This window comes from Halomonas sp. G15 (assembly GCF_021282295.1).
Lineage (GTDB): Bacteria > Pseudomonadota > Gammaproteobacteria > Pseudomonadales > Halomonadaceae > Halomonas > Halomonas alimentaria.
The window spans coordinates 1-21,923 of record NZ_JAJSPA010000050.1; the positions used below are offsets into that span (position 1 = coordinate 1).

The 21,923-nt window shown below is 66.6% G+C and carries 21 protein-coding genes; 5 read left to right on the plus strand and 16 right to left on the minus strand.

All coding sequences use genetic code 11. From position 1 onward, the window contains the following. The coding region (locus tag LWH48_RS16435; RefSeq protein WP_332875637.1) for an FtsX-like permease family protein at positions 1 to 974 on the minus strand (974 nt) is incomplete at its 3' end. Continuing rightward, a complete protein-coding gene (locus LWH48_RS16440; protein WP_232913409.1) occupies positions 971 to 1,657 on the minus strand; it encodes an ABC transporter ATP-binding protein in 687 nt (228 codons plus the stop codon). The genes LWH48_RS16440 and LWH48_RS16435, both read right to left, overlap by 4 nt. A 162-nt stretch (positions 1,658 to 1,819) precedes the next feature. On the opposite strand from LWH48_RS16440, the gene LWH48_RS16445 reads away from it, so the two are divergent. Beyond that, a complete protein-coding gene (locus LWH48_RS16445; protein ID WP_232913410.1) occupies positions 1,820 to 2,827 on the plus strand; it encodes an AraC family transcriptional regulator in 1,008 nt (335 codons plus the stop codon). Positions 2,828 to 2,839: 12 nt separating this feature from the next. On the opposite strand, the gene LWH48_RS16450 is transcribed toward LWH48_RS16445, so the two are convergent. The 8 genes from LWH48_RS16450 to LWH48_RS16485 all read right to left on the minus strand — a co-directional run bounded on the left by LWH48_RS16450 (position 2,840) and on the right by LWH48_RS16485 (position 10,430). Then, positions 2,840 to 4,492 (minus strand): fatty acid--CoA ligase, encoded by a 1,653-nt coding sequence (locus LWH48_RS16450; protein ID WP_232913411.1) that lies wholly within the window; start codon positions 4,490 to 4,492, stop codon positions 2,840 to 2,842. Between the two features lie 25 nt (positions 4,493 to 4,517). Further along, positions 4,518 to 5,705 (minus strand): beta-ketothiolase BktB, encoded by a 1,188-nt coding sequence (gene bktB, locus LWH48_RS16455; RefSeq protein WP_232913412.1) that lies wholly within the window; start codon positions 5,703 to 5,705, stop codon positions 4,518 to 4,520. Positions 5,706 to 5,720: 15 nt separating this feature from the next. Further along, on the minus strand, positions 5,721 to 6,827 hold the full coding sequence (locus LWH48_RS16460; RefSeq protein ID WP_232913427.1) for an acyl-CoA dehydrogenase family protein: 1,107 nt from the start codon (positions 6,825 to 6,827) through the stop codon (positions 5,721 to 5,723). A gap of 431 nt (positions 6,828 to 7,258) precedes the next feature. Continuing rightward, entirely contained in the window at positions 7,259 to 7,567 is a 309-nt protein-coding gene (locus LWH48_RS16465) for a nucleotidyltransferase family protein (protein WP_232913413.1), read from the minus strand. Between the two features lie 97 nt (positions 7,568 to 7,664). Next, entirely contained in the window at positions 7,665 to 8,654 is a 990-nt protein-coding gene (locus tag LWH48_RS16470; protein WP_232913414.1) for a metal ABC transporter solute-binding protein, Zn/Mn family, read from the minus strand. An 18-nt stretch (positions 8,655 to 8,672) separates the two neighbouring features. Next, positions 8,673 to 9,563: a metal ABC transporter permease gene (locus LWH48_RS16475; RefSeq protein ID WP_232913415.1), complete on the minus strand. Its 891-nt coding sequence runs from the start codon at positions 9,561 to 9,563 to the stop codon at positions 8,673 to 8,675. Next, on the minus strand, positions 9,547 to 10,281 hold the full coding sequence (locus LWH48_RS16480) for a metal ABC transporter ATP-binding protein (protein WP_232913416.1): 735 nt from the start codon (positions 10,279 to 10,281) through the stop codon (positions 9,547 to 9,549). The genes LWH48_RS16475 and LWH48_RS16480 overlap by 17 nt, the downstream gene beginning before the upstream one ends. Further along, positions 10,281 to 10,430, minus strand: coding sequence for a hypothetical protein (locus tag LWH48_RS16485; RefSeq protein WP_170293774.1), 150 nt, complete (start codon positions 10,428 to 10,430; stop codon positions 10,281 to 10,283). The genes LWH48_RS16480 and LWH48_RS16485 overlap by 1 nt, the downstream gene beginning before the upstream one ends. A gap of 174 nt (positions 10,431 to 10,604) precedes the next feature. Here LWH48_RS16485 and LWH48_RS16490 point away from each other — a divergent pair, with 174 nt between their 5' ends. After that, positions 10,605 to 11,498, plus strand: coding sequence for an alpha/beta hydrolase (locus LWH48_RS16490; RefSeq protein ID WP_232913417.1), 894 nt, complete (start codon positions 10,605 to 10,607; stop codon positions 11,496 to 11,498). A gap of 18 nt (positions 11,499 to 11,516) precedes the next feature. Here the strand turns inward: LWH48_RS16490 and LWH48_RS16495 are convergent, their stop codons facing one another. Further along, complete coding sequence (locus LWH48_RS16495; protein ID WP_232913418.1) at positions 11,517 to 12,701, minus strand: FAD-dependent monooxygenase; 1,185 nt, start codon at positions 12,699 to 12,701, stop codon at positions 11,517 to 11,519. 116 nt (positions 12,702 to 12,817) lie between these two features. On the opposite strand from LWH48_RS16495, the gene LWH48_RS16500 reads away from it, so the two are divergent. After that, complete coding sequence (locus tag LWH48_RS16500; protein WP_232913419.1) at positions 12,818 to 13,288, plus strand: TspO/MBR family protein; 471 nt, start codon at positions 12,818 to 12,820, stop codon at positions 13,286 to 13,288. Between the two features lie 16 nt (positions 13,289 to 13,304). Here LWH48_RS16500 and LWH48_RS16505 read toward each other — a convergent pair whose 3' ends face one another. Both LWH48_RS16505 and LWH48_RS16510 read right to left on the minus strand, forming a co-directional pair. Next, on the minus strand, positions 13,305 to 14,306 hold the full coding sequence (locus LWH48_RS16505) for an aldo/keto reductase (protein WP_232913420.1): 1,002 nt from the start codon (positions 14,304 to 14,306) through the stop codon (positions 13,305 to 13,307). A gap of 32 nt (positions 14,307 to 14,338) precedes the next feature. Next, positions 14,339 to 14,932, minus strand: coding sequence for an SAM-dependent methyltransferase (locus tag LWH48_RS16510; protein WP_232913421.1), 594 nt, complete (start codon positions 14,930 to 14,932; stop codon positions 14,339 to 14,341). A 168-nt stretch (positions 14,933 to 15,100) separates the two neighbouring features. On the opposite strand from LWH48_RS16510, the gene LWH48_RS16515 reads away from it, so the two are divergent. Next, positions 15,101 to 15,652 carry a cytochrome b gene (locus LWH48_RS16515; protein WP_232913422.1) on the plus strand — a complete coding sequence of 184 codons (552 nt, stop codon included), beginning with the start codon at positions 15,101 to 15,103 and terminating at the stop codon, positions 15,650 to 15,652. A gap of 145 nt (positions 15,653 to 15,797) precedes the next feature. Further along, a complete protein-coding gene (locus LWH48_RS16520) occupies positions 15,798 to 17,018 on the plus strand; it encodes a YbfB/YjiJ family MFS transporter (protein WP_232913423.1) in 1,221 nt (406 codons plus the stop codon). A 50-nt stretch (positions 17,019 to 17,068) separates the two neighbouring features. Here the strand turns inward: LWH48_RS16520 and LWH48_RS16525 are convergent, their stop codons facing one another. From LWH48_RS16525 to LWH48_RS16535, 3 genes are all read right to left on the minus strand, one after another. Beyond that, positions 17,069 to 18,337, minus strand: coding sequence for a ferredoxin reductase family protein (locus tag LWH48_RS16525; protein WP_232913424.1), 1,269 nt, complete (start codon positions 18,335 to 18,337; stop codon positions 17,069 to 17,071). Positions 18,338 to 18,546: 209 nt separating this feature from the next. Next, positions 18,547 to 19,665, minus strand: a complete 1,119-nt coding sequence (locus LWH48_RS16530; protein ID WP_232913425.1) for an endonuclease NucS — start codon at positions 19,663 to 19,665, stop codon at positions 18,547 to 18,549. 146 nt (positions 19,666 to 19,811) lie between these two features. Next, complete coding sequence (locus LWH48_RS16535; protein ID WP_232913426.1) at positions 19,812 to 21,707, minus strand: AAA family ATPase; 1,896 nt, start codon at positions 21,705 to 21,707, stop codon at positions 19,812 to 19,814. Between the last annotated feature and the right edge of the window lie 216 nt (positions 21,708 to 21,923).

Genomic DNA, 21,923 nt, shown 5'->3' on the forward strand with positions numbered 1-21,923 from the left:
CCGTAGAGGCTGCCCAGGGTGGCGGCCACGTCGGGCAGCAGCGCCCGGGCCAGCCAGACGCCGCCGGCGATCCCGGCCAGGGCGCCGACCACGCCGAGCAGCACCAGCTCCAGGGCCAGGCCCGTGACCAGGGTGCGGCCGGAGACCCCCAGGGCACGCAGGGTGCGCAGCATCTCCAGGCGCTGCTCCAGGGCCAGGCCCAGGGCCGCCTGGACGATGAACAGGCCGACGATCAGCGCCAGCAGCGCGAGTGCCGTCAGGTTGAGGTGGAAGCTCTGGGTCAGCTGGCCCGGCGAGACCAGGGTGGTGGCGCGGGTCAGCGCCAACCCCGCTGGTGCGGCCGCGAGGGCCCCCGGTGCGGAGACCAGGCGACTCAGGGTCTCGCCGCTCTCCAGCAGCGTCGCGGCGGCGGCGATATCCATCACCAGGGTCTGCGGCGGCAGCGAGGGGGCGAGGCTCAGCGGCGGCAGCCGGCCCGCCGCCAGGCGCGGGGTCGCACCCCGTGCAGCGTCGCCATTGAGGCCCAGGCTGGGCAGGGTGTCCGGGGCGAGGCGGGTCTGCCATGGCGGTGACAGGAAGCCGGTGAGCTCTACTGTGCTTCCGGCAGTGGCGAAGGCGCTGTCGCCGGGCAGAGTGAGGGGGTCGATGCCGATCAGCGTCAGCCGCGTGCCGTCGGGTGCGGTGAGCTCGCCTTCCAGCAGCGGCGAGACTGGTACTCCCTGGCGGCGCAGGGTGAGGAAGTCGTCGCGCGTCAGGGGGTTGCCGTCGAGGCGCTCCAGGCGGTCCAGCCCGGTGGTGAACAGCGCCTCGGCGCGGGCATAGCTCTCCTTCGCCGAGGCGTTGATCGCCTGGACGCCGCTCCACAGGGCGCTGGCCACCCACAGGCCCAGCAGCAGCATGGCCAGCTGGCCGGGGTGGCGGCGATAGTGGGAGAGCAGGGTGGTGAGCAACGTGACGAGCTGGGTGGCAATCACGATGACGCCTCCTCCGCGGCCTTGTCCGCCGAGATCAGCCGAGCGCGTGAGAGCACCAGGCGGCGATCCAGCGGCGCGGCGATGCGCGGGCTGTGGGTCACCATCAGCAGGGCGCAGCCGGTCTCCGCCACCAGCGAGAGCAGCAATTCCAGTACCTCGCCGGCGGTGGCCTCGTCCAGGTTGCCGGTGGGCTCGTCGGCCAGCAGCAGCGCCGGACGCGCTGCCAGGGCACGGCCGATGGCCAGGCGCTGCTGCTGGCCACCGGAGAGCTGCTCGGGGTAGCGGCCCTCGAGTCCCGCCAGGCCCAGCCGCGCGATCAACTCGGCCGACCAGGCGCTATCCTCGCGGCCGGCCAGGCGTGCCTGCAGGCGCAGGTTGTCGAGTACCGTGAGGCTGGGTACCAGGTGGAACTGCTGGAACACCAGACCCAGCGACTCCCGGCGCAGGCGTGCCCGCTCGGGCTCGGTGAGGGTGGAGATCGCCTGGCCCCCCAGGCGCACCTCGCCGGCATCCGGCAGGTCGAGCCCCGCGGCCAGGTGCAGCAGGGTCGACTTGCCGCTGCCCGACTCCCCCATCAGCGCCAGGCTCCGACCTGCTTCCAGGGTCAGGTCGACTCCGGCGAGCACTTCGAGGGGCCCCTGGGGCGTGGCATAGGCCTTGTGGACCTGGCGGAACTCGAGCATGGCGGCCTCCCTGGCGCTGGAATGGGCTGACACGGGTCAGGCCGGAATGGTGGCACAGAACGCCGGCCAGCCACAGGCGACGGAGGGAGGAGTGTCGGCGATGCCGCGATCGGGTATAACCGGTGGCACTCAGGGGCCAGGCGACGCGAGGAGGCGAAGAACATGACGGTGACGGTGTCGCGGCATTTCGTCGGTGGGCTGTTCCAGGGCGTGCCCGGGATGGCGGCCGAGCGCGCCAGCCTGCTGCGCCGCGCCGGCATCTCGCCGCGGTTGCTGGAGTCGCCCCATGGCCGGGTCACTGTGGAGCAGTTCGCCACCCTCTACCGGCTGCTGGTCAACGCCTGCGACGACGAGACACCGGGCTTCTTCGCCCGTCCGCTGCGCGGCGGCACCCTCAAGCTGCTCTGCCTGAGCCTACTCGAGGCGCCGACCCTCAAGGTGGCACTGCACCGCTATCGACTGTTCTTCCGTATCCTGCTCGACGACTTCGGCTACGAGGTCAGCCATGGCGATGACCTGGTGCGTATCGGCCTGGTGGAGCACCGGCCACCCGCGGGCAGTCGCATCCTGGTGCATGAGCTGATGCTCAAGCTGCTCCACGGCATCGCCTCCTGGATGATCGCCCGCAAGATTCCACCGATCACCCTGGAGTGCGCCTACCCGCAGCCCGAGCACAGCGCCGACTACCGCTACTTCTATCCCGGGCGGCTGCTGTTCGACCGACCCCAGACCGCCATCTACTTCGACGTGGCGGTGCTCGACGAGCCGATCCGCCAGACCAAGCGACACCTGGGCGCCTTCCTGAAGCGCGCCCCGGCGGACTGGTTCTACGTCTCCTTCGAGGAGCGCCTGCTCTCCCACCGCGTGCGCGAGCACCTCACCCGCCACGGCGCCTATGCCGCCGGGGTGGCGGAGGTGGCCGCGGCGCTGCACATGTCGGTGCGCACCCTGTCGCGGCGCCTGGCCGCGGAAGGCACCCGCTTCCAGGCGGTCAAGGACGAGTGCCGCCGGGATGTCGCCGTCCAGGCCCTGACCCGCAGTGACCAGCCCCTGGCCGGCATCGCCGAGGGGCTCGGCTTCGAGGACCAGGCCTGCTTCAGCCGTGCCTTCCGCGCCTGGACCGGGGATACGCCAGCCGCCTATCGGCGGGCGCTGGCGCTGCCCCGGTAGCGGCCGGGGCCCTCACGCCTCCTGACGGATGCGCTTCTTGTCCAGCTTGCCGACGCTGGTCTTGGGGATCTCGTCGACGAAGCGGATGGAAGAAGGCAGCGCCCAGCGGTTGATGCGCCCCTCGCTGACGAACCGCTTCAGGAAGGCCAGCACCTCGTCGCTTGCCGGTGGGGCGTTGAGGTCCTTGGGCACCACCAGGGCGGCGGGACGTTCGCCCCATTGCTCGTCGGGCACGCCGATCACCGCCACCTCGGCCACGCCGGGGCACTGGGCGATCAGGTTCTCGAGCTCCAGAGAGGAGACCCACTCGCCGCCGGTCTTGATCACGTCCTTGATGCGGTCGCGGATCTGCAGGAAACCGCGCTCGTCGAGGGTGGCCACGTCGCCGGTATGCAGCCAGCCGTCGCGCCACAGCTCCTCGCTGCGGGTAGTCTCCTTGTAGTAGGCCTGGGTGAGCCAGGGGGCGCGGACCCGCACCTCGCCGACGCTCTCGCCATCGTTGGGCAGCGGGGTGCCGCTCTCGTCCACCACCTGCAGTTGCACCAGGGGGATCGGCAGGCCGGCCTTGCAGCGCCAGGGCAGCTGGGTCTCGAAGTCGGCCTCGGCGATATCCCGGGGCAGCACGTCGGCGGTGAGCAGCGGGCAGGTCTCGGACATGCCGTAGGCGCTGCGGGTATCGATGCCCAGCTCATGGGCGCGGCGCGCCAGCGCCTGGGTCAGCGGGCTGCCGCCGATCAGCAGCTTCCAGCCGGCGAGGTCGACCCGGCCCGAGGCGATGGGATCGGCGTTCAGCACCATCCCCAGCAGGGTGGGTACGCAGTGGGAGAAGTCCACCCGCTCGTCGACCAGCAGCCTGACCAGCATCTCGGGCTCGTAGCGCCCCGGGTAGACCTGGGTCGCGCCGAGCAGGGTGGCGGTATAGGGCACGCCCCACGCATGCACGTGGAACATCGGCGTGATCGGCATGTAGACCTTGTCGCGATTGAGCAGCTCGACCCCCGGAGCCTGCAGCGTGCTGGCCTCGGTCAGGGTGTGCAGCACCAGCTGGCGATGGGTGAAGTAGACCCCCTTGGGGTTGCCGGTGGTGCCGGTGGTATAGAAGAGCGTGGCCACCGCGTTCTCGTCGAAGGTGGGGAAGTCGTAGTGGCGGGACTGGTCGGCCAGCAGCGACTCGTACTCACCCACCAGCGGCAGGGCACTGTCCACCTCGGCCGCTTCCTCCTGGCAGAGCAGATAGCCGCGAATGCGCGGCAGCCGCTCGTGTAGCCCTTCCAGCAGCGGCACGAAGTCCTGGTGCACCAGCACGAAGTCATCCTCGGCGTGCTCCATGGTGTAGTGGATCTGCTCCGGGGAGAGGCGCACGTTAACTGTGTGCAGCACCGCCCCCAGCATGGGGATGGCGAAGAAGGCCTCCAGATAGCGGTGGCTGTCCCAGTCGAGCACCGCCACCACGTCGCCGGCGTGGACCCCCTGGGTGGTGAGCAGGTGGGCGAGCTGATGCACCCGCTCCCGGAATCGGCGGTAGTCGTGGCGACCCAGGTCGCGGTAGACGATCTGGTTGTCACCGGCCATGCGTACGCCGCTCTCCAGCAGGTCGCCGATCAGCAGCGGAGGGTTGGTCGCGGAGGGCGTGGACGGCAGGATCTTGGGTGTGACGGTGGTCATGGTGATGTCTCCTGGAAGATCCGGATCAGCAGCGCTCGATCAGCAGGGCGATGCCCTGGCCGCCGCCGATGCACAGGGTGATCAGGCCGTAGCGGCCGCCGGTACGTTCGAGTTCGGCCAGTGCCTTGATCACCAGGATGGCACCGGTGGCGCCCACCGGGTGGCCGAGGCCTACGGCGCCGCCGTTGGGATTGAGCTTGTCGGCCGGGAACGCCAGTTCCTCGGCGACCGCCATGGCCTGGGCGGCGAAAGCTTCGTTGGACTCGATGACATCGATATCGCCGATGGTCAGGCCGGCCTGCTCCAGGCAGCGGCGTACCGCGGGAATCGGACCCAGCCCCATCAGGTGCGGATCGACCCCGGCGGCGGTGCCGGTGATCAGCCTTGCCCGGGGTGTCAGGCCGCGGCGCTCGGCCTCCTCGGCGCTGGCCAGCACCAGGCTGGCCGCCCCGTCGTTGAGGCCCGAGGCGTTGCCGGCGGTGACCAGCCCCTCCTTCTGGAAGGCCGGCCTGAGCCGGGCCAGGTCCTCCAGGGTGACGCCGTCGCGCACGTGCTCGTCGCGGTCGAAGACGCGCTCCTGGCGGCCCTGGCGCACCGTGACCGGCACGATCTGCTCCGCGAAGCGCCCCTCGGCGATGGCTCGGGCCGCCTTGTGGTGGCTCTCCATGGCGAAGCGGTCCACCGCCTCGCGGCTGAGGCCGTAGCGGGCGGCGATATTCTCGGCGGTACAGCCCATATGGCCGCTGCCGAAGGGGTCGCTGAGGATGCCGAGGGTCAGGTCGGTGACGCTGGCGTGGCCCATGCGCAGGCCGCTGCGCGCCTGGGGCGGCAGCAGGTAGGCGCCGCGGCTCATGGACTCGGCACCACCGGCGAGGGCCAGGCGGCTGTCGCCCAGGGCGATCTGCTGGGCGGCGGAGAGCAGGGCCTGCACCCCGGAGCCGCACAGGCGGTTGACGTTGAAGGCGCCGGCCTCGTCGGGGACCCCGGCCTCCCGGGCGATATGCCGGGCCAGGTAGGCGTCCTCCGGGCCGGTGGTGATGATATGGCCGTAGACGGCGTGGTCGATGGCCGCGGCCTCGACGCCGGCACGTGCGAGTGCCTCGCGGGCGGTGACGGTGCCGAGTTCATGGGGGGCGAGGCCCGAGAGGCTGCCGCCGAAGCCGCCGATGGCGGTGCGGGCTCCCCCCAGGATGACGACGGAATCAAGGTGCATGGGAATTCTCCAGTGTCAGGCCTTGCCCAGCAGCGAGCGGGCAACGACCTCCTTCATGATCTCGGAGGTGCCGGCGTAGATGGTCTGTACCCGGGCATCCAGATAGAAACGCGAGATGGGGTATTCGCGGGTGTAGCCGTAGCCGCCGAACAGCTGCAGGCAGGTGTCGGCGGTGGCGCACTGCATCTCGGTGAGACGCAGCTTGAGGATGGCGGCCTCGGTGGGCCCCATTTCTCCCTGCCGGTACTGCGCCATGCACTTTTCAAGGTAGGCGCGGCCCATCTCGATGTCGGCCTGCACCTCGGCCAGGGTGAAGCGGGTGTTCTGGAAGTCGCCCACCCGCTGGCCGAAGGCGCGGCGCTCCCTGACGTACTCCAGGGTGAGCGCCAAGGCCCCCTGCATGGCGCCCAGGGCCTGGGCGCCGACACCCAGGCGCTCCCGGGGCAGCTCCTGCATCAGGTAGGCGAAGCCGCGGCCCTCCTCGCCGAGCAGGGCATCCTCCGGCAGCTCGATGCCGTCGAAGAACAGCTCGGCGGTGTCGCTGGCGTGCTGGCCGATCTTCTTGATCGGCTGGCCCCGGGAGAAACCGGGGAGGGTGGTGTCGACCAGGAACAGCGAGACCCCCCGGGCGCCGGCTTCCGGGTCAGTCTTGGCGCAGACGATCACCAGGTCGGCCACCTGGCCGTTGGTGATGAAGATCTTGCCGCCATCCAGCCGCCAGCCGCTCTCGGTGCGTCGGGCGCGGCTCTTCATGCCGGCCAGGTCGCTGCCGGCGCCGGGCTCGGTCATGGCGATGGCGCCGATGACCTCGCCGCTGGCCATGGCCGGCAGCCAGCGCTGCTGTTGCGCCGGGGTGGCGATATGCAGCAGGTAGGGCATGACGATATTGGCGTGGATGTTGTAGGCGCTGGCCAGGCCGCCGAAGCCGCGCCGCGAGATCTCCTCGATGACCAGCTGGGTGATGGCGAAATCGGCGCCGGCACCGCCCAGTGGCTCCGGCATGTCGATGCCCAGCAGTCCCGCCTCGCCCATGCGCCGCCAGAGCTCGCGGGGCACCTCGCCGGCCTCCTCCCAGGCGTCGTAGTGGGGGTCTACCTCCTGGTCGAGGAAGCGGCAGATCATGTCGTGGAACAGCGGGGTCAGCTCGTCCCGGGGAGTGGCCTGGGTCACGCTTGAAGCTCCTTGCGCAGGTGTCGCTTGAGAATCTTGCCGGCGGTGGTCCTGACGAAAGGGGCTGGAATCGAGAATAGCGGAAACCACGGACGGCTCATTACGCCATGGTAGGTTCAGGAGATGGCACGGGGTTGATCTATCGCGCCAGCTTCTTTGCATTTCCTGCCAATCTGGAGTGTGCTTTTGCAAAGCAGGCTAAGGGTTTAGGCCTCTGATTAACATATACGGCCAAGGTAGTAGAGAAGCTTCCCTCAACGTAAAGAGGCGCCCGAAGGCGCCTCCCGTGGTGGTCGTTTGAGGCATGGCTCAGACGAAGATGCGCTCGAACTCCGGCGAGAAGTCTTGGCTGGCAGGTGGCTTGGGACAGAACACGGCAAGGCTCATGCCGCATCCTCGGCATCGATCGGGCGGGCCTGCTTCAGGGCCATGGCCTGGAAGGGTGTCGACTCATCCCCCTGTGTATAAGTCACGATATCCACAGGCAGTTGCAGCCGGGCTTCGAGGGCCTGCTTCAGCTCGGCTCGCTGAAGGCGGGAGATGGGGTAATTCGAGACCAGCAGCAGGTCGAGGTCACCACCTCGGCGGGTGTCGTCAAGGCGTGAGCCGAAGAGGCGTACCTCGACCTCCTTGCCGAGGTGCACCTGCACATCGGCAAGGATGATGTCTCGCTGGGACCGGGTGAGTCGCATGGTGGCTGTCTCCCGCCTCGCTGGTTGGCAATGCCCGCTTAGCCAGTCTAGCACCTGTCGAGTAGTGAAAGGCCCCTTGGCGAGTCCCCCCGTGAGCTCAATGCTCGTGACCATGCTCCCTGAAGTCGCCCATGTCGACGTCGTCGTGGTTGCCCGGCTCGGCAAGGGCGTCGTGGAGGGTATTGGCGTTGTGGCGCATCATGCCCAGCCAGGTGCTGGCCTCGCCTTCACTGGCCAGGGCATCGGCGTAGAGGGTGCCGGCGATGGGCAGGCCGGTCTCCTCGGCGAGCTGCTCGAGCAGGGCCGGGCTGGTCATGTTCTCGTGGAACAGCGCGCGCACCTCCTGCTCGCGGATCACCTCGATCAGCGCGGCCATGTCGGCGGCGCTGGGGTCGGCCTCGGTGGAGAGACCCTGGGGCGAGAGGAAGCGCAGCCCGTAGGCGTGGGCGAAATGGCCGAAGGAGTTGTGGCCGGTGATCACGCTGGTGGCGACGGGAATCTCGGCGATCAGTGCACGGATTTCGGCGTCGGTGGCCTCGATCTCGTTGATGTAGCGCTCCGCGTTGGCCTCGTAGGCCTCGGCGTTGTCCGGGTCCGCCTCGATCAGGCCGTCGCGGATATTGGCCACGTAGCGCTTGCTGGCATTCAGGTCCTGCCAGCCGTGGGGGTCCAGGTCGCCATGGTCGTGGCCATCGTGACTGTCGTGCTCGTCATGGTCGTCCTCGGCCGGCGCTTCCTGCTCATCGCTCATCGAGGCGAGGCCGTCGCTTGCCACCACCAGGGGGCCGGCGTAGTCGCTGGCCTCCACCAGGCGCTCCATCCAGCCCTCGAACTGCAGGCCGTTGAAGACCACCAGGTCGGCCTCGGCCAGGGCGCGGGCGTCGGTGGGGCGCGGCGAATAGACGTGGGCGTCGCTGTCGGGGCCTACCAGAGCGGTAACCGCGACATGCTCGCCGCCGACGTTCTCGACCATGTCGGCCAGGATGCTGAAGCTGGCCAGTACCTGAATGCGCTCCGCGGCGTGGGCGGTGGGCAGGGCAAGCAGGGCGGCCAGGCCCAGGGCGGCGGCGGGGCGGAAGGCGTGCATGGCGGAGTCTCCGTGGGGTCAGTCGTGTTCCGGGGCGCCCAGCGGCGTGGCGCGGCGGCGCAGCCGGGCGAGCAGGCTGTGGTGGCGGCCCACCAGGGCCGAGAGCAGGTAGCCGGCCCCGGCCAGCAGGATGATCGCCGGGCCCGAGGGCAGGTTGAGATGGTAGGAGAGCAGCAGCCCGCCGCTGCTGGCCACCAGGGCCACCAGGATGGCGATGCCGATCAGCCCCTCGAGACGCTGGCTCCAGAAGCGTGCGGTGGTGGCCGGCAGCATCATCAGCCCCACCGCCATCAGGGTGCCCAGGGTCTGGAAGCCGGCGGTCAGGTTGAGCACCACCAGGCCCAGGAAGAGGCCGTGCACCAGCCCCACCGGACTGCCCTGGCCGCGCAGGAACAGCGGGTCCAGGCACTCCACCACCAGGGCGCGGAAGATTACCGCCAGGATCACCACGATCAGGCTGCTGATGGCAGCGATCAGCAGCAGGGCGGTGGTGTCGACGGCCAGGATCGAGCCGAACAGCACATGGGTCAGGTCGACACTGCTGCCACCCAGCGACACCAGCATCACCCCCGCGGCCAGCGAGATCAGGAAGAAGCTGGCCATGGCGGAGTCCTCGCGATGGCCGGTCATCTGCGACACGCTGCCGGCCAGTACCGCCACCAGCAGCCCCGAGAGGATGCCGCCCAGGCTCATGATCGGCAGCGAGAAGCCGGCGGCCAGGAAGCCCAGCGCCACGCCGGGCAGGATGGCATGGGCCATGGCGTCGCCGATCAGGCTCATGCCACGCAGCATCAGGAACACGCCCAGCGGCGGGGCGGCCAGCGACAGCGCCAGGCCGGCCACCAGGGCGCGCTTCATGAAGCCGTAGTCGAGGGGGGCGAGCAGCCAGGCGTCAAGCAGTTCCAGCATCGAAGGTATCCGGGAAGGTGAGGGGCAGGCGCGGTGCGCGGGGCGGCTGCCCGGCGTAGCGCTCGAGCAGCGATTCGGGGCTCGCCCAGCGGCCGTGGCCGCCGGCCAGTATCAGCACGTCGTCGGCCAGGCGCGAGAGCTGCTCCAGGTCGTGGAGCACCACCACGATGGTGGCGCCGTCGCGGGCCATGTCGCGCAGCACGTCCATGAGCACATCCACCGTCTCGACGTCGACGTTGGCGAAGGGCTCGTCGAGCAGCAGCAATTCGGCCTCCTGCATCAGGGTGCGGCCGATCAACGCGCGCTGGCGCTGGCCGCCGGAGAGCTCGCCCAGCTGGCGATGGGCCAGGTGGGAGATGCCCAGCCGCGCCATGATCTCGCGGCCACGGCGGTAGTGGGCCGCGCAGTAGCCCCGGGTGGCGCCATGGCTGGGCCAGGTGCCGGTCATGATCAGCTCTTCCACGCTCATCGGGAAGGTGAGGTCCAGGGCCAGCTGCTGGGGTAGCCAGGCACGGCGCTCCTTGGGCACCTGGCAGGCCACGCGGCCCGAGATCGGCCGCAGCATGCCCATGATGGCGCTGATCAGGGTGCTCTTGCCGGCGCCGTTGGCGCCCACCAGGGCGGTCACGGCACCATCCTGGAAGCGCCCCTCGAGATGCTCCAGCACGGTGCGCCCGCCGCGGGCCAGGCTCAGGTCCTCCAGCTGCAGGCGCGACATCACGCCCCCCAGCCGGTGGCCCAGGCCACCGCCAGCCAGAGTGCCGCCAGCGGCAGCGCCGCCAGCAGCAGGCGCCGGGTCGCCGAGAGCGACATCAGCGAGAAGTGGCAGGGCCCTTCCGGGCGGTGCCGGTGTCTGCGGTGTGCCATGGGATCCTCTGAGCGGTGTCCTGCGGAAAGCGGCGAAGTTATAACATAACAAAACGCCGGCTGGCCAGCGCCTGTGGCGGTCGCCGCGACAGCGTCTCGGCAAGGCGGCGGTAGCTGACGCGATGACGGCCATCGCGGAGAATGAGGGTGAATCCAGCGAACAGGGAGAGCGGGATGGCAGCGGCATGGTGGTGGGCAGTGCCCCTGGGCGTGGCGAGCGTGGGCGGCGGGCTGCTGCACCTCTTCCATCGGCGCCTCCGGGTCAGCCTGGCCGCGCCCCGGGTGGCGGTGACGGGCTCGCTCGAGGCGCACGGCGTGACCGGGGAGACGGTGGTCTTCCCGACGCGGCGAGGCAGGCAGCTGACCGGCTGGTGGCTGCCTGGAGGAGGGCGCGGCACGATAGTGGTCACCCATGGCTGGGGTGCCAACCGTGAACTGATGCTGCCGCTGGCCCGGCCGCTGCAGGCCGCCGGCTGGAACGTGCTGCTGTTCGATGCCCGCAACCACGGCGACAGCGATGCCGACAGCTTCTCCTCCATGCCGCGCTTCGCCGAGGACACCGAGGCGGCGCTGGCCTGGCTGCGTGCCCGCCCCGGCATGGCGGAGGCACCGGTGGCGCTGCTCGGCCACTCGGTGGGCGCCGCGGCGGTGCTGCTGGCCGCCTCGCGGCGCGACGATATCGGTGCCGTGGTCAGCCTCTCGGCCTTCGCCCACCCCGACGGCATGATGCGTCGCTGGCTGGCCGAGAAGGAGCTGCCCTTCTTTCCGCTGGGCTGGTACGTGCTGCGCTACGTGGAGCGGGTGATCGGCCACCGCTTCGACGCCATCGCCCCGGTGAACACCCTGCCGCGGGTGCGCTGCCCGGTGCTGCTGGTCCATGGCCGCGACGACCGGGTGATTCCGCCCAGCGATGCCGAGCGGCTCTACGCCAGCCGTGGCGAGACGCCGACCCGGCTGCACCTGCTGCCCGGCGACCACGACCTCAGCCAGCATATCGAGGGCGAGCTGCCCGAGCTGCTGGGGTTCCTCGCGGAGGCCCTGGCCGAGACGACGGTCGAGTCGGCCTGATTCACCGCTGGAGCCCCATTATCGCGGGAGCCCCAGGGCGTGGCGCATCACCTGGCGCTTGGCACCCTCCAGGCGCTCGGCCAGGGCAAGCCCCGCGGCGCCGGCGAAGCGCAGCGGCGCGGCTCCGGTGAAGACGTGATGGAAGGTCTCCATGGCGGCGATCATCGCCAGGGTCTGGGGGCGCCGCTCGCGGGCGTAGCCGGCGAGGGCCGCGCGGTCGCCCGGATCGCCGCCGGCGTGGAAGGCTTCGATCACCCGCCGGCTCAGCGCCTCGGCATCCTGCAGACCCAGGTTGAGCCCCTGGCCGGCCAGCGGATGGATCACGTGGGCGGCATCCCCCACCAGTGCCAGGCGTGGGCGCACGTAGCGCTCGGCGTGACGCCGGCGGATGGGGAAGCTGGCACGGCCCAGCACGGCCTCGACGCCCCCCAGCCGGGCGGGAAATTCATGCTCGATGGCGAGGCGCAGGGCCTCGTCGTCCAGCGCCTCCCGGGCCAGGGTGGCCTCGGCGCTGTCGTACCACACCAGCGAGGCATGCTGGCCCGGCAGTGGCAGCATCGCCTGGGGGCCGGCGGGGGTGAAGCGCTGCCAGCTGACGTCCTGCTGGGGCAGGTGGGTGCGCACGTTGATGATCAGCGCACGTTGACCATAGTCCTCGTCGCGGGTCGCGATGCCCGCCAGCTCCCGGGTATGCGAGGCGGCACCGTCGGCGCCCACCACCAGCCGTGCGGCCAGCATCCGGCCGTCATCGAGCTCCAGCAGGCTGCGGTGCCCACCGGGGACCCAGGCCACCGGCCGGGCGTGGCAGAGCGTGGTCACCCCGGGAATCTCCTCGAGCCGTTGCCACAGGGCGCGGCGAATCACCCGGTTCTCGACGAAGTGGCCGAAGTCGGGCAACTCGAGCTCGGCGGCGTTGAAGCGGATATGGCGCTTCTCGGCCGTGTCGCAGGCCTCGATATGGCGGAAGGGGCAGCGCCGCGCCTCGGGAATGAACGCCCAGGCGCCCACCTGCTCCAGCAAGCGCTGGGAGGCCAGGTTGAGCGACGACACCCGCAGGTCGAAGGGAGCCTCAATGGGTATCGCCGCCGGCGGGCCGCCGCCCTCCACCAGCGCCACGCTCATGCCGGCCTGGCCCAGTGCCGCCGCCACGGCCGCGCCGACCATGCCGCCACCGACGATGATCGCATCCAGGGTCTCGTCCATGCCTTTCTCCAAGTGGCCCTCTCCAACTGCCGATGTTCGGGCGCCGCGCAAAATCCCTTTCGGGTCGCGGTCGCTACCGCCTAGGATACCGAAACTCGACGATCCAAGGAGCGACCATGACCGCGACACGATCCACGCTGATCCTGCTGGGCTGGCTGGCGCTGGTGACGCTGACCGCGCTGACCGGCATCTTCACCCCGCCCGGCGAGTGGTACGCCGGCCTCGACAAGCCGCCGTTCACCCCGCCGAGCCTGGCCTTCCCCATCGCCTGGACGCTGCTCTACCTGCTGATGGCCGTGGCCGCCTGGCGGGCCACCCTGGCCGCACCCCCGGCAATGCGCTGGCACACCCTCTGGCCCTTCGTGGCCCAGCTGGCCGCCAACGCCCTGTGGTCAATCCTGTTCTTCGGCCTGCACTGGATGCTGGTAGCGCTGGTCGACCTGCTGCTGCTGTGGGGACTGATCGTGTTCACCATCCGACGCTTCGCCGGGGTCTCGCCGCTGGCCGCCTGGCTGCTGGCGCCCTATCTGGCCTGGGTCAGCCTGGCCGCCTACCTCAATGCCAGCATCTGGTGGCTGAACGGCTGAGGCCTCGGGTTCGTCGTCAGGCGAACTCCTCGGTATCGATCTCGGCCTGCAGGGCCTCGCCGTAGCGTGCTCCGGCGATGCGCTCGGGAGCGAAGAGGGCGTCGAGACGCGCGACGTCGGCGGCGTCCAGCTTCACGGCATCGGCGGCCAGGTTCTCGCGCATATGGGCGATGGAGCGGGTGCCGGGGATCGGGATGATGTCGTCGCCCCTGGCCCGCAGCCAGGCCAGTGCCAGCTGCCCGCTGGTCACCTCGAACTCGCCGGCCACGGCCTCGAGTTCGGCCAGCAGCCCCAGGTTGCACGACAGGTTCTCGGCGCTGAAGCGTGGCATGCCGACGCGCACGTCACCCTCGACCAGGCCCTCGCTGTCGCGCACCGCGCCGGCCAGGAAGCCGCGCCCCAGCGGGCTGAAGGCCACGAACAGGGTGTCTGACTCGCGGCACGCCTCGAGCACCGCGATCTCGGGGTTGCGGGTCCACAGCGAGTACTCCGTCTGCACCGCGGCGATGGGATGCTCGGCCCGCGCGCGGCGCAGGGTGGCCGCCGAGACTTCGGAGAGCCCGATGGCGCCGATCTTGCCTTCCTCTACCAGCCGGGCCAGTTCGCCCACGCTCTCCTCGATGGGCACGCCCTTGTCCCAGCGATGCAGGTAGTAGAGGTCGATATGGTCGGTCTGCAGGCGCTCGAGGCTCGCCTCGCACTGGCTGCGCAGCGTGGCCGGGCGGCCGTCGATCACCTTCCTGCCCAGTTCCGGGTCCATGGCCATGCCGCACTTGCTGGCCAGCAGGAGCTCGTCCCGCTTGCCGGCGAGTGCCTTGCCCACCAGGCGTTCATTGGCGGTGGCGCCATACAGGGTGGCGGTATCGAAGTGGCGATAGCCCATCTCGAAGGCCTCTTCCAGGGCGCGCAGCCCCTCGGCCTCGGAGACCGGCTGGCCGTAGCCATGGGAGAGGTTCATGCAGCCCAGGCCGATGGTGGGAGAGGCCACGGCCTTCAGGCGGGCGGTCACGGAATTCATGGTGTCTCCTTGCATATTATCGAGCCGTATCCTCAGCGCTTGCGGGCGATGAACTGCACCACGCAACCCGGGCCGGTGTGGCCACGGCCCTCGATCACCTCGCGCTCGCACTCCCGGCTGAGCTCGATATCCAGCTCGGCGAATGCCGCGTCGAGCTCCGCCGCGGTGGGAGTGCGATCCGGGGTATCCGGGCCGCCGGTATTGCGATGCACCTGATCCGGCGTATAGGCCTCCAGGATCAGCACGCCGCCGGGCTTCAGCGCGCGGATCACCTGGCGGTGCAGGTGGGGGCGGCCCGCCGCCGGCACGTGGCAGAAGATCGACACCACGGCATCGAAGGAGGCCGGCACGAACTCATGCTCGGTTAGGTCGGCGTTCTGGGTGGTCAGCGCTACCCCCTTGTGTTCGGCCAGTCGGGCGGCCTTGCGCAGGCCCACCGAGGAGGCATCCACCGAGGTCACCCAGTGGCCGAGGCCGGCCAGGTAGACGCCGTTGCGTCCTTCGCCATCCGCCAGGCAGAGCACGCGCTTGGGTGCCTCGCCGATCAGCGCGGCCTGTTCGCGCAGGAAGTCGTTGGGTTCGGTGCCGTAGACGTAGTCGTCCGTGCTGTAGCGCTCATCCCACATGGGGCATCCTCGCAGTGTCATCGATCAAACCCCGAGAGTACCAAGTTCCGGGGCCCTGTTGGCCTATCCTGCCTCCCACTTGTGACGGGTAGCTGCACGCGAGCTTCACAATTCCTGCGCTAAGGGTCAGTAGCATGCGAAGTATTCTCATCGTACAGGAGCCCCGCCATGCCGTCCCACACCCCACACTACGGCCGCGTCAGCCGCCTGCTCCACTGGGGCATGGCGGCGCTCTTTGGCGTCCAGTTCATCACCGCCATCGCCCATTTCGCCTTCCCGGATACCGCCCTGGAGGCCGCCGTGTGGGGCGCCCACAAGCCGCTGGGGGCACTGCTGATGCTGTTGATCGTGCTGCGCCTGGTGTGGGCGGTGGTGGACCGGACCCGGCGACCGGCCTCGGTCAACCTCGCCGCCAGCCTTGGTCACCTGGCGCTGTATGCCCTGATGGTGGCGGTGCCGCTGGTCGCCCTGCTGCGCCAGTATGGCTCGGGGCGTGCCTTCGCCCCCTTCGGCATCCCGCTGATGCCAGGCTTCGAGGGCGAGATCGAGTGGATGACCGCCGTCGGCGGCATCTTCCACGGCCTGCTCGGCTGGGTGCTGCTGGCGCTGATCGTCGGCCACATCGGCATGGCGATCTTGCATCGCCGCATGGCGGGCGAAGACGTGCTGGTGCGAATGTTGCCGCGGCTCGGCACTCATTCTGACACGGGGGGACGCTGAGACTTTACCCGGCGCTTCTCGCTTCACCTTTGGTCGCACGCCCCCGGTTCCTGCCGGGGGCGTGCTGTATGGTAGGCCGGTAATCTGCCGCACCACGGATAACGGCAGGCAAAACAACCATAACAGGGACCACGGAGCGCCAGGCATGGCCAAGCCCATTCTTCTCTCTCCGCGCTACCGCGTGCTGCTGGCCGGACTGTTCAGCCAGCTGCTGTGCATCGGCGTGGCGCGTTTCGCCTACACTCCGCTGCTGCCACTGATGCAGCAGCAGACCTGGCTGAGCGATGCCCAGGGCGGCTGGCTGGCCGCCCTCAACTACGCCGGCTACATGCTTGGGGCGCTGACGGCCGCCTCCATCAGCAGCATCCGGCTCAAGGACACCCTCTATCGGATCACCCTGGTGCTGGCGCTTGTCTCCACCGCCGGCATGGCGCTGGCCGACAGCTTCTGGCTATGGGCATCGATGCGCTTCGTGGCCGGCTTCTCGAGCAGCGGCGCCATGCTGCTCGCCTCGGGGCTGATCCTGCACTGGCTGATCAGCCACCGGCAGCGCGGCGAGCTCGGCATCCACTTCGCCGGGGTGGGCCTGGGCATGCTGCTGGCCGCCCTGGCGGTGGAGCTGATGTTGCGTCTCTCCCTCGACTGGCAGGCCCAGTGGTGGGGCTTCGCCGCCCTGGCCGTGGCATTGCTGGTACCCGCCTGGACCTGGTTGCCGCGGCCCGCCAAGCCGCTCGAGGGCGGCGGCGGCGGGCAACGCCCGGCCCAGCCGCCCAGCCGCACTTTCATGCGGCTGATGCTGGCCGCCTACTTCTGTGCCGGCTACGGCTATGTGATCAGCGCCACCTTTATCGTCGCCATCGTCGAGCGTGAGCCGCTGCTGGCCGGCGCCGGCAACTGGACCTTCGCCCTGGTGGGCCTGGCCGCAGCGCCGGCGGTAATGCTGTGGGACCTGATCGCGCGCTGGATCGGCTACCTCGGCGCGCTGATTGCCGCCATGGGCCTGCAGGTGGTGGGGATCGTGCTGCCGGCGGTCACCGACAACCTAGCCGGCGTGCTGGCCAGCGCCGTGCTCTACGGCAGCACCTTCCTGGGCTGCGTCAGCCTGGTGCTGACCATGGCCGGTCGGCTCTATCCGCAGAGCCCGGCACGCATGATGGGGCGCATGACGCTGGCCTATGGTGCCGCCCAGATCATCGCCCCGGCACTCACCGGCATGCTCGCCGAGTCCACCGGCCACTACGACATCGGCCTGTGGCTGGCCGGTGGCTTCGTCGCCCTGGGGGCGGTGCTGCTGGTCTGGCTGCGCGGAGTGGACCAGACCGCCCAGCGGCTGGATGCCGAAGCGAAGGCGGCGCCGACCGGTTGAGCCCCGGCAGCGCCGTCCTCGGCCCGGGCCAGGCCCGGGCGGTGGTCAGGCTAGCGAAAATCGAAGTACTCGTAGGCCAGGTTGCGGCGCGGAATATCCAGCGCCTCCATCTGCTGACGCACCGCTTCCTTCAACCCCTGGGGACCGCAGAAGCGGATCTCCACGCTGTCGGCCGGCACCTCGCGGGCGATCTCGGCCAGGCGCTTGCGGAAGGCGGCGCTGTTCGGCCCGGCGGGTACCGGCACCAGCTCCACGCCGCGGGCGTCGGCCTGGGCCTGCAGGGCCTCGACGCCGGGGAACTCCCGCCCCGGGGTGTAGCAGTAGAAGAGCGTGACCCGCTCCAGCGACTCGGCCTCGGGGTCCTGCAGCCAGGAGATGAACGGCGAGATCCCCACCCCGCCGGCGACCCACACTTCATGGCCGGCCCGCTCGGGCCGCGTGAAGTGCCCGTGAGGTGCGTAGATATCCGCGCGCATGCCCACCCGGCTCTCGCTGACCAGCTTGCGGGTGAAGTCGCCCAGCCCGCGGATGAAGAACTCCACCGCGCCGTTCTCCTGGCTGGCCGAGGCGATGGTGAAGGGGTGCGGCTCGCGCAGTCCCTCCTCCTTCAGCCGCAGGAAGCCGAACTGGCCGGGCTGGAAGGCCACGCCGCTGCCCACCGGTGCCAGGCGCAGGCGAACCGCTCCGGCGCCGGGCGAAACCTCTACCACCTCATATTCGCCATGGCGGGCGAGGCGCGGATAGAGCAGCAGCTTCCAGGCGGCCGCCGCCACGCCGAGCACCGAGAGGATACCCAGCCAGAGGCCGGCGGGCTCGCTCAGGGCGATGGGTGACTCGAAGGTCAGCCAGTGCAGGATAACCACCACGAACAGCGGGCCGGAGAGCTTGTGCCAGCTCCGCCACAGGTGGTAGGGAATCTTGCGGTTGAGCGCCAGCAGGATGATGAACATCAGCGCCACGAAGCTAAGCTGGCGCAGCAGGCGGGTCCAGTACTTGCTGACCTCGAGGATCGGCGCCACGTCCCAGGCGTCGAGACCGGCCTTGAACACCAGGTGGTACGAGGCCAGGCCCAGCGCCCACACACCCATCCACTTATGGGCGAGGTAGACCCGGTCCAGCCCGCCCAGCAGCCGCTCGACCCAGGCCCATCGGCTGGCCAGAATGGCCGAGGTGGCCATCAACGCCAGGGCAGCCACCCCCGCCGCCAGGCTCAGGGTGGCCGACGTGGCCCAGGTGGATACGGGTACTTCCCACAGCACCAGCAGGAAACTGATGGCGACCGTGATGCCCACGGCCTGCCCGGGTTTCAGCACTTTCATGTCTTGCCTCCTTGGATGACGGTCACGATGACGTCGGGGAGGGGGAGGCGTGTTCTGTTATGCGAGGATTATCTGTGGAGAAGGTGCAGCAAGGGTGCAGGAAGCGAGAAAACAAAGGCGGCTAACGAAATGGGGCTGGCGTGAGCCTCGGGAACACCGAGTGCTACCGTAACGGGCGGCTCCCTTGGCGCTGTCGAGCCGCCGGGGGGTTATGTGCGTTCATCGCTGATGCGCCACACCTGCTTCAACCGCTCCACGGTGTGGGACCACTTGGGCGTGGTGGGCTTGCAGACGGTGTTCTGGTTGCCGAACAGGCCGACCTCGCTGAAGGCGTCTTCGCGGCTGACGGTATGCAGCCAGCGCACCGGCACCAGATATTCGGCCTCCTCTTCGTCGCCGCCCTCGTTGCGATACAAATGTCGGTAGTCTTCCCGGGGGGCTAATTCAAGCAGGGTCCGGTTGCCTTCTTCTGTGGCGAAGCGGTACTCGTCTGCGCCGCAGCGCTCGCCGATTACTTCGCCGACGCCTACGTAGCCGGTCTTGGGAATGTTGACCCAGACACGGTCACCTTCCGAGAGCATGGCGAGGGTCTTGGAGTACCAGGCCGCGCCACCGCCGGCGATAAAACCGTATCGGCGTGCCAGCTCCCACGGGCGGTCATCACCGAAGGAGGTATAAAACTCTCCGTTCCAGGGCTCCTTCTTGGCCTTGCGGGCCACGGGCTTGCTGGGCTCGTCCGGGTCGATCATCCAGGCACGGCTGAGGTAGCGGTTGCCACCATCCTCGAAGGCGGCGAAGAACATGGCGTTGATCGACAGCTGGGCGTGCTCGTTGAGGTAGGTGATGATGCGCTCGCTGCTGGCGTCGAGCCGGGTGGCCACCACCACCAGCTGATGGCTTTCGTTGAGCGTCACGCTATCCAGCGAGATACCGAATTTGGCCTCGAAGGCCTCGCCGAGGGTGGCGTGGGGCCTGTCGTAGCGCTCGGCGAACTCCTGGTAGATATCGATCAGCTGGTAGTCGGCCAGGGTGACGACCCAGGAGGCATAGTCGATGGCCTGGGCCACCACGTCCCGTGGCGTCTTGTCGCGCTTGAGCTCGATGATGATCACCGTGCCGTTGGCATCGATGGCCAGCAGGTCGACCAGCTTGTCGAAGGCGGTGCGCACCTGGCGGCCGATCAACAGCCAGTCGCGGTTGAGGATCGCCACGTCCTGCATGATCTGCTCTTCCAGCAGACCCTCGTCGGCAAGCCCTGCGGGGCGTAGCTTGCGCGGCGGCTCGCCGGCGCTGCCCGCCAGCTTCCAGATTCCCTGTTCGATGGCCATGGTGGCTCCTTGTGTATCGGGCGTAACTGCTGCGCGTCCTGGCCTGGCGGCCTAATGTGGCGCTCAACACGACTCCGGCCTCTTGGTTGCCTGCAACCTACGCTGGGGTTCTTATGTTGTGCTCACTTCATAAAGCCTAAGGTGCGTTACGCAACCTCAAAAACCTCACACTTACTTTCGATAAATTCAAAAAGGGGGCGGAATGACTCGAAGTGCTCCGGCGCTAATCCCGGAACAAAGTTGTTGGCAAACTTGGATTTTTTGCCTTTAAACTCAATGAGTCTCCCTCCGCCAGGAGCTTCCTTTACTGCAAACCATTCTCCAACATAGTCCTCGCTGTAGAACATGAGCTCTATGGATAGGTGAGAGTTGCTACCACTCCCCCAAGGTCTTCCCGATGAGTCTAGAACTTGTCGGCGAATGTCCTCATGTTCAGGCACGGGTAAGAGAAGAGCGTAATGGTTCTGGAAATTCAGGCGCTTAGCAAGGCCTTTGAATGGGTCGGCTTCCTCATTAAATGAGTGGGATGGTTTTAGGCCGTTCCAATCATCGTAAGCTTCATCGAAATCAAATAACGCAAACATCAGTCTGTCTGGAAAGTTTTCTCTTAACTCGTCGCGAGAAAAAAGGTTTTTCAAGAAAGTTTTGTCAAAGGCGTTCTGAACTAAAAAAGGCATATCCTTTTTGCCATGAAGTTTTCTCCATGCAGTCTCTATAATAATCTCATCGGTGATTCCTTCAGTAAATAATACAGGCTTTGTAGAATCCTTTATTGAATGATTGATATTGAGCCTAGCTTCGCCCTCCGAAAAAGATATCAAGCCAGAAGAAAGAGACTTTATCACCTCCGATTTTTTCGCATTAACTGCCACCACCTTTGAGCCAAAGAACTCAAAAAGTCTTATGGTATCTTCCTTGGCGCTCGAAATTGTAGAAGCGCTGTGACTACTCATAATAATATGATTGAGCTTGGAAGCTTCGTTGGCGATGGAAAAAACTTGTCCTAAGAACCCAAATTGCCACTCCGGATGGAGAAACGAATCTGGCTCATCTAGTAAAGTAATGCAATGTCTATCCTTGAAAAGCTCAGCAACTGAAAAAATGTAAACAGATTGAACCTGGCCATCACTTAGATTATTAAGGAATGCTTCTTCGTTATTGAAAAGCGTAAGCTTAAGGTCTATGCTGCTTAGCATTCCCAGTGTTTTTAGATTATCTATAAGCCTAAATTGTTCGCAGGCATCAGCATCTGAGAATTCTTCTCTAAACAAGTCAACATCAATCCTGATTGAGTACTGATCGGCATCTCTACGATAAATATCACTATGGGAAAAAGCTCCCTTGACACAACCAGAAACCCTCTCTAAAAACTCTCTGGTAATCCCTTCAGCTCCCCAGTAATGTGTGCGCGGATCAAAATCTTCAATTGCACTATAACCCAGCTCTTTTAGTCTGGATTCCGCAAATTGAGGCCTCTTGATATTTAAAACAACATTCTGTGAAGTAGATCGAACTCCCAGTTTCTCAAGGATATAACTCCTTGCAGGATTGCTTTCCGGCTGCAAAAGAAGAGTCGCAAGAAGTAATGACTTATACTCAGGCCCAATCCCGATAAATTTTCGACTATCTGTTGAGGTTGCTGACTTTATCTTCTTCCTGAATGATTCCTCAGAGTCCTTTACAGCATTAACTATTGTTTCATTGTGACCAGAGTAATAAACTATTACATTTTCTGGAAGATCCACACTGCCAACTTGTTTTTTTCCAGCGCTGCTTTCGTCTATATAAAACAATCCGTCGCGCCACTCTATGCTGGTTTCTTTACCTTCTATTTCATAGGAGATTTTATAATTAAAACCCACCTCCAAGGCTTCTTTATTCCCATATATATTTCTAAAAATCTCTACTATGGCTTCTATGAGATTTGATTTTCCGCTCCCATTTTTTCCAACAAAAATATCAATGTATTCGGGGTCATAAAAATCAATTGAAAAATCTTTTAAATTTTTGTAATTCTCAATATATATTCTTTTAAATCTCATGAGCTTATCTATCCCCTGATGCTTTTCTCACAGCTCCGTTTGCCAACTCCACCTTGAGCCCCGCCAAACAATGTAAGCTTTTGTTAATTTGTAACTATTCAGCACCGGTTGGCTGAGTCGGGGCTTCTTGCTGCATGAAGGCTGGCACCTCCCCCGCAAACAGTTGCTCCAGTGCGGTATGCGCCGCTACCCCTTGCTTGACGGCGGTCGAGAGAA

Excerpts from the sequence above, each read along its gene's own strand:
- LWH48_RS16440 (WP_232913409.1), bottom strand. The coding sequence starts at position 1,657 with ATGCTCGAGTTCCGCCAGGTCCACAAGGCCTATGCCACGCCCCAGGGG.
- LWH48_RS16445 (WP_232913410.1), top strand. The coding sequence starts at position 1,820 with ATGACGGTGACGGTGTCGCGGCATTTCGTCGGTGGGCTGTTCCAGGGC.
- LWH48_RS16450 (WP_232913411.1), bottom strand. The coding sequence starts at position 4,492 with ATGACCACCGTCACACCCAAGATCCTGCCGTCCACGCCCTCCGCGACC.
- bktB (WP_232913412.1), bottom strand. The coding sequence starts at position 5,705 with ATGCACCTTGATTCCGTCGTCATCCTGGGGGGAGCCCGCACCGCCATC.
- LWH48_RS16460 (WP_232913427.1), bottom strand. The coding sequence starts at position 6,827 with ATGATCTGCCGCTTCCTCGACCAGGAGGTAGACCCCCACTACGACGCC.
- LWH48_RS16465 (WP_232913413.1), bottom strand. The coding sequence starts at position 7,567 with ATGCGACTCACCCGGTCCCAGCGAGACATCATCCTTGCCGATGTGCAG.
- LWH48_RS16470 (WP_232913414.1), bottom strand. The coding sequence starts at position 8,654 with ATGCACGCCTTCCGCCCCGCCGCCGCCCTGGGCCTGGCCGCCCTGCTT.
- LWH48_RS16475 (WP_232913415.1), bottom strand. The coding sequence starts at position 9,563 with ATGCTGGAACTGCTTGACGCCTGGCTGCTCGCCCCCCTCGACTACGGC.
- LWH48_RS16480 (WP_232913416.1), bottom strand. The coding sequence starts at position 10,281 with ATGTCGCGCCTGCAGCTGGAGGACCTGAGCCTGGCCCGCGGCGGGCGC.
- LWH48_RS16485 (WP_170293774.1), bottom strand. The coding sequence starts at position 10,430 with ATGGCACACCGCAGACACCGGCACCGCCCGGAAGGGCCCTGCCACTTC.
- LWH48_RS16490 (WP_232913417.1), top strand. The coding sequence starts at position 10,605 with ATGGCAGCGGCATGGTGGTGGGCAGTGCCCCTGGGCGTGGCGAGCGTG.
- LWH48_RS16495 (WP_232913418.1), bottom strand. The coding sequence starts at position 12,701 with ATGGACGAGACCCTGGATGCGATCATCGTCGGTGGCGGCATGGTCGGC.
- LWH48_RS16500 (WP_232913419.1), top strand. The coding sequence starts at position 12,818 with ATGACCGCGACACGATCCACGCTGATCCTGCTGGGCTGGCTGGCGCTG.
- LWH48_RS16505 (WP_232913420.1), bottom strand. The coding sequence starts at position 14,306 with ATGAATTCCGTGACCGCCCGCCTGAAGGCCGTGGCCTCTCCCACCATC.
- LWH48_RS16510 (WP_232913421.1), bottom strand. The coding sequence starts at position 14,932 with ATGTGGGATGAGCGCTACAGCACGGACGACTACGTCTACGGCACCGAA.
- LWH48_RS16515 (WP_232913422.1), top strand. The coding sequence starts at position 15,101 with ATGCCGTCCCACACCCCACACTACGGCCGCGTCAGCCGCCTGCTCCAC.
- LWH48_RS16520 (WP_232913423.1), top strand. The coding sequence starts at position 15,798 with ATGGCCAAGCCCATTCTTCTCTCTCCGCGCTACCGCGTGCTGCTGGCC.
- LWH48_RS16525 (WP_232913424.1), bottom strand. The coding sequence starts at position 18,337 with ATGAAAGTGCTGAAACCCGGGCAGGCCGTGGGCATCACGGTCGCCATC.
- LWH48_RS16530 (WP_232913425.1), bottom strand. The coding sequence starts at position 19,665 with ATGGCCATCGAACAGGGAATCTGGAAGCTGGCGGGCAGCGCCGGCGAG.
- LWH48_RS16535 (WP_232913426.1), bottom strand. The coding sequence starts at position 21,707 with ATGAGATTTAAAAGAATATATATTGAGAATTACAAAAATTTAAAAGAT.